We start from the raw sequence: 12,297 nt of genomic DNA on the forward strand, positions 1-12,297 counted from the left end.
ACGCGCTCGCCCCAGGACTGCCGCCCGGCGGCCGTGCGGCACCGCCCGCGCGCTGATCCCGCCTGCCGCCCGCGCCCCTGCGGCACCCCGGCCCGCCCACAGAAAGGCCACCCCCATGGCACCGCTGGCCCGTACGCGCCTGCGCGCTCCCGCCGGACGGCTCGCCCGGCGCGCCGTGCCCCTCGCGACCGCGGCGGCACTCGGTGCCACGCTCGCCTCCTGCGGCGGCCCCGCCGCGGCCCACTCCGCCACCGCCCCGGACGGCGTCCCCGCCCCCACGGAGCCCGCCCGCACCACCGCCGCGCCGCCGCGCCCCGCGCTGCCGCGGCGGCTGCCGGGACTCGGCCCCCGCACCCTCGCCGAGGTGCCGGCCGCACCCGCCAGGCGCTCGTGGTCACCGGCCGCGCCGCCGACTCGCCCGCGTCGTCCGCCGTGCTCTACCGGCGCACCGCGGACGGCTGGCGCGCCGGGCGCACCTGGGCGGCCCACAACGCGCTGCACGGCTGGAGCGGCCACCACCTCGCGGGCGATCTGCGCACGCCCGTCGGCGTGTTCACCCTCAGCGACGCGGGCGGCCTGCTGAAGGACCCCGGCACGAGAGTGCCGTACACCCGCTCCGGCGGGTTCGCCGTCAGCGGGACCGGCTCCGAGGAGGAGCCGCTCGCCGGCTCCTTCGACTATGTCGTCGCGACCGACTGCAACCGCGAGCGCGGCACCCGGCCGCTCGACTGGACCCGCCTGGTGGGCGCGGCACGCGGCGGCGTCTGGCTTCACGTGGACCACGGCGGACCCACCCACGGCTGCGTCAGCCTCTCCGAGGACCACATGCGGGCCCTGCTGCGCGCCCTCGGCCCGGCCCTGCACCCCGTGGTCGTGATGGGCGACGCCGCCGCGCTGGGCCGCTGACCTGCGGGTCGGTCAGGCCGCGTCCCAGTGGTGGGCGCGCCCGCCGCGCCACTCGACCCACGCCGGGTTGTCGAGGAGCGGCCACGCGTCGTCGAGGCCGGCCCGCCGCAACAGCTCCACCAGGTCGAAGTCGTCGTGCGCCAGGCCGAGCACCGCGCCGTGCGCGGTCACCCGCCGGCCGCCGGTGTGCGACGGCCGGTGCACGACGATCGGCGCGCCCGGCATGCCCCCAGGATGCGCCTGCCCGTCCGCCCCGGCACGGCAGGGCGGACGCGACCGGCGGGTACGGCGCCCGGGGCGCGGCCGGCCGCACCGCAAAGGCCCGGTCTCGGCCCCGCTGCGGGGTCCGGAACGACGGGGACGCGTCGCTGACGTCGGGCGTCTTGGCCGGGTCGGTGCGGTCGCCCTCCGTACGTATCCGTCGCCGGCGTCCCTGAGCTGGTACTGCTGCGCGGTGGTGCCGTTGCGGGCGTACCGCCGTACGGCCGTGCCGTTCGCGGTGGAGGCGGCGCGCGTCGAGGTGTTTCCGGCCGGCCGTGGGCGACGGTTCGTACCAACCGTCGCCGGGGCGGGCGGACATGAGGACATGGGGCCGGGGGAGTGCGGACCCCGCCGGGCGAGAGCAGCCCCCGGAGGACCAGCCGGGTCCGCTGGGCGCTGCCGAAGCCCGGCGACGGCGTCGTGTCGTGGCCGTAGTCCGTGGAGCTGTGGCCGAGGTGGGCGTGGAGCATGCGGTACGCGGTGTCGGTCCGCACGGTCGGGCCGTGCCCGCCGGTCCAGATGGCGCCCGCCTCGTTGCCCACCGGGAAGCCCGACGGGCCGATGGAGGCGAGGACGTCGGTGTCGGGCTCGGCGCGCAGGTCGTCGTGCCGGCTGTACCCCCCGCTGGCGGACGGGGTGATGGTGGGCGGCAGCCCCGCGGTCGCGGGCCTCGACGTGTCCTCGCCCTTGAGGCCCCGCCGGTCGGCACCCAGGTGTCGGTGGCGAAGGCGCCGGTGCCGGTGGTCGGGGAAGCCCTTGTGTTCAGGAGGCTGAAGCGGTGACGTATCGCTGAATGAACATCGGCACGATTGCGCGGCAGCCCGCACGTCCTCGTCAAGCCCTGAGCCGGAGGCGGCTCGCCGCCGGGTTCACCAGGCCAGCGGCAGCGACTCGGGACCGCGGTTGACCGTGCCCCGCAGCCATCGCACCTCCTCGGGGCGCACCGCGAGCCGGGCCGCGGGCAGGTCGCGCAGCAGCGCGCCGACCACCGTCTCCGCCAGCATCCGGGTCAGGGCCGCGCCCACGCAGTAGTGCGCGCCGTGACCGAAGGCCAGGTGCGGCGCCCCGGCCCGCGCCAGGTCGAGCCGGTCGGGTTCGGCGAAGACCGCGGGGTCCCGGTTGGCCGCCAGGTACGAGACGTACACCGCCTCGCCCGCGCGCACCCGCACGCCGCCGACCGCGACGTCCTCGGTCGCGACCCGTGGCAGGCCCACGCCGTTGCGCTGCGGGATGAAGCGCAGCAGCTCCTCGACCGCGGCGGGCAGCAGCGCGGGGCCGGCCCGCAGCGCCGCGAGCTGGGCGGGGTGGGTGAGCAGCGCGTACACCATGGTGGAGGTCTGGTTGCGCACCTGGTCGAGCGCGTTGAGCACCACCATCACCGACAAGGAGACCAACTGGGCGCGGCTGAGGGCGCCCGCGCGCTCCGCCGCCACCAGTTCGCTGAACAGGTCGTCGCCAGGCTGCGCGGCCCGCAGGTCGGCGAGGCCGCCGAAGGAGCGTGCGATCTCCCGCTTCACCGCGGCCGTGTCCGCCACCGGGCGGTCGCTGGAGAGGATCACCCGCCGCCACTCCCGCAGCCGCGGCAGCGCGTCGGCGGGCAGCCCCATCAGATCGGCGACCACCCGCTCGGGCAGCGGGCCCGTCAGATGCTCCGTCAGGTCGGCGGGCGGCCCCTCGCCGAGCATCCGCTCCAGCAGCTCCGCCGTGACGCGCTCGGCCCGCGTCCGCAGGGCGGCGACCCTGCGCCGGTTGAACGCCTTCGCGGTCAGGCGGCGCAGCGCGGTGTGCTCGGGCGGGTCCGTGCGTCCCACCCCGCCGGGCGGCGCGACCGCGTGCGGCGTCATGGACGTGATCGGGCGGTCCACCGTCAGGGCCCTGCTGAACCGGGGGTCGGCCGTGACCTCCTTGACGTCCTCGTACCGGGTGACCAGCCAGGCGTCCCCCGTGCCGTACCGCATCCGCACCCGTGCCACCGGCTCCTCGCGCAGCAGCCGGTGCAGCAGGGGGTCGAACGCGAGCCCGTCGAGGTGGTCGACCGGCCAGTCGTGCACGGCGCCGGGGCCCGCGGGCGGGGCGGTGGGGACGTCGGTCATACGGGGCTCCCTCGGCGGTCGGACGCGGTGCGCCGCTGCGGGGCGCCGCACCTGGCACGGGCGGCGGTCCAGGGGCCGCACGGGGATGGACCGCCCTCGACACCTACCCGCGCCCCGGCCGGCCGCCGGGCCGTTCACCCGTGCGGCGGACGGGCGCGGGCCGGCGCTGACGGGCAGGCGTCGCGGCCCGCCCCCGGGGTACCCGGAGACTCCGTCGTCCGACGCGGTCGGCCACGGCGCCGCCCGCCCGAGAGGACAGATGCACGATGGTCCACGTAGTGCGCACGATGGCCGTCCGCAGGCCCCTTGCCGCGGTGGTCGCCTACCTCGCCGACTTCTCGCACGCCGTCGACTGGGACCCGGGCACGCGCTCGTGCGAGCGTGCCGACCCGGGACCGGTGTACGAGGGGGCCCACTGGCGCAACGTCTCCCAGTTCCGGGGCCGGCGCACCGAGTTGACGTACCGGCTCGCGCGGATGGACCAGGACCGCCTGACCTTCGTCGGCTGCAACGACACGGCGACCTCCACCGACGACCTGTCGTTCGCGGAGCGCGACGGGTCGACCCTGGTCGCGTACGACGCCACGGTCCGCTTCAACGGGCTCGCCAGGCTGGCCGACCCGTTCCTGCGGCGCGAGTTCGAGCGCCTCGGCGACGAGGTCGTCCGCACCCTGCCCGCCGCCGTCGAGGCGGCCCTGCCGCCGGCGGAGAGCGGCTAAGGCCGTGCGTCAGCGGTTGTCGGCCGTGCGCGGGGTGTGGTCCACCTCGTCCCGCGCGAGGAGCGCGAGCAGCGAGCCGACGGTGAGGCTGGCCTCCGCGGGGTGGCGCAGGACCTTTCCCGGGATGACGCGATAGGCGTTCGCCCTCCCCTCCCTGGTGTGGGAGAGGTACCCGGCCTGTTCGAGGTCGGCGATGATCCGCTGGACGGCCCGCTCGGTGAGGCGGCACCGTGCTGCGATGTCGCGGATGCGGACGTTGGGATCGTCCGCGACGCTGGCGAGCACGCGCGCGTGGTTGGTGAGGAACGTCCATCCACTGTGGGATTCGGGCACTGCATCCATGCCGGTCATGTTAGGGGACCGATCCCCATTGCCGCACTCCAAAGCATGAATTATATTTCGTGTAAGTGATGACCGCCATCTGGTGGGATCCACCGCGGGGAGAATGGGGTGATCATGTCCCGGGAAGCGTCAGCTGCACCGAGGCACACGGAGGCCCGCGCCACGGCTTCGCGGCGGGGCGGCCAAGGACGGGCGCCCGCCGCGGGGCCGGGCTGCCTGGTGACCCTCAGCAACTCGTCGGAGAGTGACCGGATCGTGGTCACGCCGCGCGGTGAGGTCGACTGGGACGCGCACGAGGCCTTCGGGCGCAACCTCGTGGACGCGCTGCGCGCGACCCCGAGCGGACTCGACCTGCACCTCGACGGTGTGGCCTTCTGGGACTGCGCCGCGCTGGGTGTGCTGCTGCGGGTGCGCGAGCGGGCCGCGGCCGAGGGCAAGACCGTGGTCGTGCGCAGCGCCAGCCCGATCGTGCGCCGCGTGCTCGAACTCACCGGCACGTTCGGTCTGTTCGTCCCGCCAGACGCGGACTGAGCGCCCTCCGGGGCGGCTCCGGCTCAGCCGAGGGCCACTCCCGCGGTGTCCCGGGGGTCCGGAGCGCCCCCTCGCGGGTGTGGATCAGTCGCGGGCCGCCCGCAGCGCCCACGCCACCAGCGGGACCTGCAGCGGCAGCCTGCCCCAGGCCGCGGCCCTGAGCGGGGCGGGCCGGTTGCCCCAGTCCCGCGCCATCTGCACGTTGGCGGGCAGGACCGCGACGAAGAACCCCGCGGCGGCCAGGGCGCCCGCCCTGCGTGTGCGCGGGGCGGCCACCGCGGCGGCGAGCCCCAGCTCGGTCGCGCCGCTCACCCAGGTCCACACGCGCGGCGACCCGGGCAGCGAGCGCGGCACGATCGAGTCGAACGGGCGCGGCCTCGCGAAGTGCAGGACTCCGGAGCCCGCGAGCAGGGCGGCGAGGAGTCGGGGCGAGCGCGGGGCGAGCTGCATGGTGGTACCTCCGGTGGGGGACGGCTCCCGCCGGGACGGGGAACCCCGGCGCGGACCGCGTCCCACGCTACCCAGCGGTATCCGCCCGTCACCAGCACGGTCGGGTATCGACGCGCCCGCACCGCGTCCGGCGGGCCCCGCACCGCGCTCAGCACACCTGCACGCGGGGCGCCCGCCGCACCCGCACGCGCCGCACGGCAGCCGGCGCGCAGGCCTGCCGGCGCGGAGACGGGGTACCCGCCGGTAACTGGATCATCGGGGAAGGACGGACGCGCCATGGCGAAGCACACCATCGACTCGGGGGCGGCTGAGGGCGACTTCTACCACGTCAAGGACCTGCTCGACCCGGACGAGCGCGCGAAGCTCGACCGGGTGCGCGCGTTCCTGGTGGACCGGGTCGCACCGGGGGCGGGGGAGCGCTGGGAGGCGGGGGAGACCCCGCTCGGTCTGCGCGACGAGATCCGCGACCTGGACATCACCGGCACCTGGGCCGACGACCACCACATCGCCCCGCGCAGCTATCTGCTGACCGGCCTCATCGGTATGGAGATGGCGCGCGTCGACGCCTCGTTCGCCACCTTCTTCGGTGTGCACGCGGGCCTGGCGATGGGCTCGATCCGCGAGTGCGGCTCCGAGGAGCAGAAGGAGCGGTGGCTGCCCCCGATGGTGCGGTGGGAGAAGACCGGTGCCTTCGGCCTCACCGAGCCGCTGGTCGGCTCGGGCGCCTCGCTCGGCCTCTTGACCACGGCCCGCCGCGACGGCGACTCCTGGGTGCTTGACGGCGAGAAGAAGTGGATCGGCAACGCCACCTTCGCCGACCTCGTCGTCATCTGGGCCAGGGATGTCGCCGACGACCAGGTCAGGGGTTTCGTGGTGGAGAAGGGCGCACCGGGGTTCACCGCGCGGGCCCTTGAAGGGAAGATCGCGCTGCGCGGCGTGCAGAACGCGCACATCGTCCTCGACGGCGTCCGGGTGCCCGAGGCCAACCGCCTCGCCCGCGCCGACTCCTTCCGCGACACCGCCCGGGTGCTCAAGGTGACCAGGGGCGGCGTCGCGTGGAGCGCGACGGGATGTGCGATCGGGGCGTACGAGGCGGCGCGCGCCTACGCGCTCGAACGCGAGCAGTTCGGCCGGCCGATCGCCGGGTTCCAGCTCGTCCAGGACCTGTTGGCGCGCATGCTCGCCAACATCACCGCGTGTCAGGGGATGGTCGTGCGGATGGCGGCGCTGCACGAGCAGCACCGCTTGGACGACGCCCAGGCCGCGCTCGCCAAGATGTTCTGCACCACCAGAATGCGGGAGACGGTCGCCTGGGCGCGCGAGGTGCTCGGCGGCAACGGCATCCTGCTCGAACACGGCGCGGCCCGGTTCTTCGCCGACGCCGAGGCGCTCTACTCCTACGAGGGGACCCGGGACATGAACTCCCTCATCGTCGGCCGGGCGATCACGGGGCACAGCGCCTTCGTGTGACCGGACCCGTGTCGTGTGCGCCCCGGTCACCGGGGCGCACACGACACGGGTCCGGTGCAGGGGCGCACGATGCGGCCCGCCCCGGACACACTGCCCGGGGCGGGCCGCCACGCGTGGTGTGTCGTGGTGCGGACGGCTACCAGCGGTACCAACGGCCGCGCGACCCGGTCCCGCTGTGCGGCCGCACGAGGAAACCGAGCAACCAGATCACGAACACCACGATCGCGACCCACCAGAGGACGTTCAGGGCGAAGCCCGCGCCGAACAGGATGAGCGCGAGCAGCAGGACGAGAAGCAAAGGAACCATGATTATCAACCTCCGGCGAGCCGTGTGCCCCTCCACACTCCGGTCACACCCTCCGCGCGTATCGGTCGGGAATCGCCCGCGCTGCGCGGGGATCCGGTGACGGCCGCCGCTTGTCGTCCAGTTGACGATAATGGCCCCACTCCTTTAGAGTCAGAGTGACGAAAAGGGGTTCCCATGGCAGACATCACGCGCCGCTTCGGCAGGCGCCACCTCCGTTCCGCGCCCACCGCCCACATCCGCCACCACGACCGCGGCCGCCTCGTCCACGACGGCGTCGCCCAGAGCTTCTGGTTCCGCGCCCTGCACGCCGCCCTCTCCGAAGTCCCCGTCGACGACCGGGAGCTGGCGATGTCCTTCCATGCGAGGACCGCCGACTTCCAGGACGTGTCCGTCCAGGCGACCGTCACCTACCGGATCAGCGAGCCCGCCACCGCTGCCGCGTGCCTCGACTTCTCCCTCGACCCCGACACCGGCGCCTGGCGCGCCGCGCCCCTTGAGCAGATCTCCACCCTCCTCACGGAGACCGCACAACAGCACGCCCTCGACTCCCTCGCCCGGATGCCGCTCGCCGACGCCCTGATGACGGGCGTGCCCGCCACCCGTGATCGCATCGCCCAGGGGCTGGCCGCCGACCCGCGGCTGCCCGCGACCGGACTCACCGCCGTCGACGTGCGCGTCGTCGCCGTACGCCCCGAGCCCGACGTCGAGCGCGCCCTGCGCACCCCCGCACGCGAACGCGTCCAGCAGGACGCCGACCGCGCCACCTACGAACGGCGCGCGGTCGCGGTCGAGCGCGAACGCGCCATCGCCGAGAACGAACTCGCCAGCCGCATCGAACTCGCCAGAAGGGAGGAGCAGTTGGTCGAACAACGCGGCACCAACGCCCGCCGCGAGGCGGAGGAGGCCGCGGCCGCCGACGGGGTGCGGGCCGAGGCGGAGGCCGCCCGCACGGTGCGGCTCGCCCGGGCCGAGGCCGACGCGGCCCGCACCACCGGCGAGGCCCGCGCCCAGGCCCAGGCCGCGTGGCTGCGCGTGCACGGCGAAGCCGACCCGGAGGTGCTGCGGGCGCTGGGGCTCGACAAGTTCGCTGAGAACATGCCGAGGATCGGCAGTGTCACCGTCTCGCCCGACGTGCTCACCGGACTGCTCACCCGCCTCGGCGCCCGCCCCGGGGACACGGCGTGAGCCTCGGCCCGCGCGCGGTCCTCGTCCACCGCACCACCGAGTACGAGGAGTTGGTGGCCCGGCACGGGACCCACGGCCAGGCCGCCTACTTCCTCTCCGCGCACGGCCGCGACATCGCGGAGCCGGCCGAGCGCCACCGGCGCGCCGTGCGCGTCCTCGCCGAGGTGGCCGCGGCCGTGCCGCTCGCCTGGCGGCGCGCCCGGGTCGAACGCGCCGACCTGGACCGGTTCCTGTTCGGCCCCGAGGACATCGTGGTGGTGGCGGGCGGGGACGGCCTGGTCGCCAACACGGCCAAGTACCTGACGGGCCAGCCCGTCATCGGCGTCGACACCGACCCGGGCCGCAACCCCGGCGTGCTCGTACGGCACAGGTCCGCCGACGCGGCCGGGCTGCTGACGGCCGCCGGCGCGGGCCACGGCACGTACGAGGACCTCACGATGGTCGAGGCCGTCACCGACGACGCGCAGCGGCTCCTCGCGCTCAACGAGATCTATCTCGGACACAGCAGCCACCAGACCGCCCGCTACCGCATCGGCGGCGAGGCGCAGGCCTCGTCCGGCGTCCTCGTCGGCACCGGCACCGGCGCGACCGGCTGGCTGCGCTCGGTGTGGCAGGAGCGCGGCGGCAGCCTGCCGCTGCCCGACCCCCGGCTGCGCCACCTGCTCTGGTTCGTCCGCGAGGCGTGGCCCTCGCCCGCCACGGGGACCACCGCCTCGGCCGGCCTCCTCACGGAGAGCGAACACCTCTCCGTCACCGTCGAGTCCGAGCGCCTGGTCGCCTTCGGCGACGGCATGGAGAGCGACGCCCTCGACCTCACCTGGGGCCAGACCGTCCGCCTCGGCTGCGCCGACACCACCCTGCGCCTCCTCACCTGACGCCGGGCCCGCGCCCCGGCGGCGCGCGTCCCCGTATCGTCGTCGCCGTGAACGCAGTACGCGTGGTCCTGATCGGCGGGACCTCCCACACCGGCAAGAGCACCGTGGCGCGGGCGGTGGCGGACCGGCTCGGCTTCGACCGCCTGTCCACGGACGCCCTGGCGCGGCACCCCGGGCGTCCGTGGCCGACACCGGAGCGCGAGGTGCCGCCCCATGTCGGCGAGCACTACCGCACCCTGACGGGCGACCAGCTCATCACGTCCGTCCTCGGCCACTACCGCCGGCTGTGGCCGAGGATCGAGGAACTGGTCACCGCGCGCGCCCTGGCACCCGCGGACACGGCCGGGCTCGTGCTGGAGGGGTCGGCGCTCTGGCCCGCCGAGGTCGCCCGGCTCACCGTGCCGCACACGGCCGCCGTCTGGCTCACCGCGGGCGAGGACGTGCTGGCCGCACGCGTCCACGCCACCTCGGGCCGCGACCGGCTGCCCCCGGCGGGCCGCGCGCTGGTCGACACGTTCCTCGCCCGGACACTGCGCTACCAGGCCGTGATGCTCGACATCGTCACGCGGCGCGCGCTCGCCCGCGTCGACACGTGCCAGGAGCGCCCGGCGGCGGAGGTGGCCGCCGCGGTCCTCGCGGCCGTGGCCGCGCAGGGCGGGCCGGCCGCCGGCCCCCGCTGAGCCGGGCGACCGCCCGCGGCAGGACCCGGGCGCGCCCCGGTTGTCAGTGCCGCCTGCGATGCTGCGGAGCATGTACGAACCGATACGGCTGCCGCGCCGCGTGTACGGGGCGGACCACGACGACCCCGACCCCGGCCCGCGCCCCGGCCGTGCCTACCGGGAACTGGTCGGCGGCCCGCTGGACGGCCTGCTGCTCGACGTCACGGGCTGGAGCGCCGCCGCGCTCGCCGAAGGAGCCGCGCTGCCCACGGAGATCGGGGCGTACGGCGCGGGCGGCCGCGCCCTGTACACGCCGCGGCCCGGGGCCTCCGGGAAGTGGGACTGGACGGGCGACACGCCCTGAGCGGCCCCGCGCCGCGGGGCCTGCCCGTGCACGCCGAGGGGCCGCGGACCGTTCCCGGCCCCGCGGCCCCACGTCCCCTCCTGCGCTCCCGCCCGTACGCCCCCGGCGGGCGGCCGGGTCAGCCGTTGAGCGGCACCGTGCGGGCGACCGCCGTGATGTTCAGCTCACCGCCGTCGACCCACTGGTCGAATGTGAGTGTCTTGTGGACGGTGGACGCCGGCGGCGTCACCTCCAGGTACGCGGCGTGCGTGGCACCCGAGGTCCCGGTGTTCACATGGGTCCACGCCGCGACCGCCTCGGCGCTCTGGCCGGGGGCGAGGCTCACGGCCTTCTTGGCGGGCGACGCCGCGTACCAGGTGTTGCCCCACACCGTCTTGGACGCGAGGGCCTGGTGCTTGGAGTTCTCCAGGCCGAGTCCCGGGTAGCCGAGCAGCGCGCAGGTGCGGCTGCCGGTGTTCTTGAACTGGATCACGGCGCCCTGGTGGTTCATCCCTCCGGCCAGGTTCCTGTGCAGGGAGACCTGGAGACCGGACGCCGAGCACGTCGGCACCGCCGAGCCGTGCGCCGCGGCGGGCGCCGCCTGGGCCACCCCCGCTGCCGCGGTGCCCGCCAGTACGACGGCCCCCAGTGCCACGGCCGCCGTCCTGCCCTTGCCCCACCGCTGGTCACTCACCATGTCGTTCACCCTCTCGTTGATGTCGTACATGGAGTCCGATGCGGTGTCCGACGGAAAAGTTCACACGTTCGGAGTATTTCTTTTCCGGCCTTCCCGTGAGCCCCCCGGGGTGAGGGCGCCTCTTTTTTCTGGACTTGCGGGTCCAGAAGTTTCGGACGACTCTTGTCGACCGTCCGCACGGACCGCCGGGGCCGCACCCCCGGGCCGTCCGCACACCGGAGGGAGCGGCCCCGGCGCCTGCCGCCCGGCCGCGCTCCCCGCGACGAGTGAAGAGAGTTCCGCATGTCTGTCGACCACTACTTCCTGCTCGGACGGTCCGGCCTCCGCGTCAGCCGGCTCGCCCTGGGCACCATGAACTACGGGAAGGCCGGGTTCCACGCGCCGTTCGGGAAGACCGAGGACGAGGCGCGCCCGATCTTCCGCAGCTACCTCGAAGCCGGCGGCAACTTCGTCGACACCGCCGACTTCTACACCGCGGGCCAGAGCGAGGAGATCCTCGGCCGCCTCATCAGCGAGTCGGGCTCCCGCGACCGGGTGGTCCTGACCACCAAGGTCAGCCACAACACGGACCCGGGGAACCCCAACGCGGGCGGCAACGGCCGCAAGCACGTCATCAGGGCCGTGGAGGACTCGCTGCGCCGCCTGGGCACGGACTACATCGACCTGTTGCTGCTGCACGTCTGGGACACCCTCACCCCGGCGGAGGAAGTGGTGCGCACCTTCGAGGACCTCGTACGGTCCGGGAAGGTCCGCTACGGCGGTTTCTCCGACGTCCCCGGCTGGTACGCGGCACGGGCGCAGACCTACGCGGAGGCCCACGGCCTCAACCCGTTCGTCGCCCTCCAGATCCCCTACTCCCTCCTCGGCCGCGAGATCGAGGCCGAGTACGTCCCGCTGGCCAGGAACCTCGGCATGGGCATCATGGGCTGGAGCCCGCTCGGCGGCGGACTCCTGACGGGCAAGTACCGCACGGGGGACAGGGGCGTCACCGGGGACGGCAGGCTCGGCAGGGAAGGCGCCGTCTGGACCAGCCCCTGGCAGGCCGACGAACGCGCCTGGCACATCGTCGGCGTACTGGAGGAGGTGGCCGGCGGACTCGGCCGCAGCATGGCGCAGACCGCGCTCAACTGGGCCGTCACCCAGCCCGGGATGGGCGCCGCTGTCGTCGGCGCCAGCAGCGTCGGCCAGCTGGAGGGCAACATCGCCGCGCTCGACTTCGAGCTCCCCGCCGACGCGCGCGCCCGTCTCGACGAGGCCGCCGCCGTCGCGCCGCGCACGGTCTACGCCATGTTCACCACGGCGTACCAGGCGAACGGCATCAACACGGGCAGCAAGGTCGGGGACAAGCCGCGCGGCTACGCGCCCCCGCTCTGGCACGGCTGACCCGCCCGTGCGCGGGCGGGCGGTGGCTGGGCGAAGGACCTCGGGGACCTGCCGGACGAGACCCGCCCGTGCGCGG

Annotated in this window: 14 protein-coding genes and 1 pseudogene; 9 read left to right on the top strand and 6 right to left on the bottom strand. The window is 74.9% G+C overall.

The genetic code is table 11. The annotated features are described in order from the left end of the window. Positions 1–115: 115 nt before the first annotated feature. Positions 116–906, top strand: a pseudogene (locus ABEA77_RS29975) (L,D-transpeptidase family protein). Positions 907–918: 12 nt separating this feature from the next. Here ABEA77_RS29975 and ABEA77_RS29980 read toward each other — a convergent pair. Both ABEA77_RS29980 and ABEA77_RS29985 read right to left on the bottom strand, forming a co-directional pair. After that, entirely contained in the window at positions 919–1,131 is a 213-nt protein-coding gene (locus tag ABEA77_RS29980; protein WP_345654489.1) for a hypothetical protein, read from the bottom strand. Positions 1,132–2,036: 905 nt separating this feature from the next. Further along, positions 2,037–3,260, bottom strand: coding sequence for a cytochrome P450 (locus ABEA77_RS29985; protein WP_345654492.1), 1,224 nt, complete (start codon positions 3,258–3,260; stop codon positions 2,037–2,039). Between the two features lie 266 nt (positions 3,261–3,526). Between ABEA77_RS29985 and ABEA77_RS29990 the strand changes: the two genes are divergently transcribed. Further along, positions 3,527–3,979 (top strand): SRPBCC family protein, encoded by a 453-nt coding sequence (locus tag ABEA77_RS29990; protein ID WP_345654495.1) that lies wholly within the window; start codon positions 3,527–3,529, stop codon positions 3,977–3,979. A 9-nt stretch (positions 3,980–3,988) separates the two neighbouring features. Here ABEA77_RS29990 and ABEA77_RS29995 read toward each other — a convergent pair whose 3' ends face one another. Further along, a complete protein-coding gene (locus ABEA77_RS29995) occupies positions 3,989–4,321 on the bottom strand; it encodes a helix-turn-helix transcriptional regulator (RefSeq protein ID WP_345654498.1) in 333 nt (110 codons plus the stop codon). A 219-nt stretch (positions 4,322–4,540) separates the two neighbouring features. Here ABEA77_RS29995 and ABEA77_RS30000 point away from each other — a divergent pair, with 219 nt between their 5' ends. Further along, complete coding sequence (locus ABEA77_RS30000; protein ID WP_345654500.1) at positions 4,541–4,852, top strand: STAS domain-containing protein; 312 nt, start codon at positions 4,541–4,543, stop codon at positions 4,850–4,852. A gap of 84 nt (positions 4,853–4,936) precedes the next feature. On the opposite strand, the gene ABEA77_RS30005 is transcribed toward ABEA77_RS30000, so the two are convergent. After that, a complete protein-coding gene (locus tag ABEA77_RS30005) occupies positions 4,937–5,302 on the bottom strand; it encodes a DoxX family protein (RefSeq protein WP_345654503.1) in 366 nt (121 codons plus the stop codon). Positions 5,303–5,578: 276 nt separating this feature from the next. Here ABEA77_RS30005 and ABEA77_RS30010 point away from each other — a divergent pair, with 276 nt between their 5' ends. Continuing rightward, entirely contained in the window at positions 5,579–6,772 is a 1,194-nt protein-coding gene (locus ABEA77_RS30010) for an acyl-CoA dehydrogenase family protein (RefSeq protein WP_345654506.1), read from the top strand. A gap of 136 nt (positions 6,773–6,908) precedes the next feature. Here the strand turns inward: ABEA77_RS30010 and ABEA77_RS30015 are convergent, their stop codons facing one another. Next, entirely contained in the window at positions 6,909–7,079 is a 171-nt protein-coding gene (locus tag ABEA77_RS30015) for a hydrophobic protein (protein WP_345654509.1), read from the bottom strand. A gap of 174 nt (positions 7,080–7,253) precedes the next feature. Between ABEA77_RS30015 and ABEA77_RS30020 the strand changes: the two genes are divergently transcribed. The 4 genes from ABEA77_RS30020 to ABEA77_RS30035 all read left to right on the top strand — a co-directional run bounded on the left by ABEA77_RS30020 (position 7,254) and on the right by ABEA77_RS30035 (position 10,162). Continuing rightward, positions 7,254–8,264, top strand: a complete 1,011-nt coding sequence (locus tag ABEA77_RS30020; protein ID WP_345654512.1) for an SPFH domain-containing protein — start codon at positions 7,254–7,256, stop codon at positions 8,262–8,264. Beyond that, a complete protein-coding gene (locus tag ABEA77_RS30025; RefSeq protein ID WP_345654515.1) occupies positions 8,261–9,139 on the top strand; it encodes a diacylglycerol kinase catalytic domain-containing protein in 879 nt (292 codons plus the stop codon). The genes ABEA77_RS30020 and ABEA77_RS30025 overlap by 4 nt, the downstream gene beginning before the upstream one ends. A 47-nt stretch (positions 9,140–9,186) precedes the next feature. After that, positions 9,187–9,819 (top strand): AAA family ATPase, encoded by a 633-nt coding sequence (locus ABEA77_RS30030; protein WP_345654518.1) that lies wholly within the window; start codon positions 9,187–9,189, stop codon positions 9,817–9,819. A gap of 70 nt (positions 9,820–9,889) precedes the next feature. Next, a complete protein-coding gene (locus tag ABEA77_RS30035) occupies positions 9,890–10,162 on the top strand; it encodes a hypothetical protein (protein ID WP_345654521.1) in 273 nt (90 codons plus the stop codon). Positions 10,163–10,280: 118 nt separating this feature from the next. Here the strand turns inward: ABEA77_RS30035 and ABEA77_RS30040 are convergent, their stop codons facing one another. Further along, positions 10,281–10,868, bottom strand: coding sequence for a DUF4232 domain-containing protein (locus ABEA77_RS30040; RefSeq protein WP_345654523.1), 588 nt, complete (start codon positions 10,866–10,868; stop codon positions 10,281–10,283). Positions 10,869–11,120: 252 nt separating this feature from the next. Between ABEA77_RS30040 and ABEA77_RS30045 the strand changes: the two genes are divergently transcribed. Next, positions 11,121–12,221: an aldo/keto reductase gene (locus ABEA77_RS30045; protein ID WP_345654526.1), complete on the top strand. Its 1,101-nt coding sequence runs from the start codon at positions 11,121–11,123 to the stop codon at positions 12,219–12,221. Positions 12,222–12,297 lie beyond the last annotated feature (76 nt).

Origin of the sequence: Streptomyces tremellae (assembly GCF_039540215.1) — a bacterium.
Taxonomy (GTDB): Bacteria; Actinomycetota; Actinomycetes; order Streptomycetales; family Streptomycetaceae; genus Streptomyces; species Streptomyces tremellae.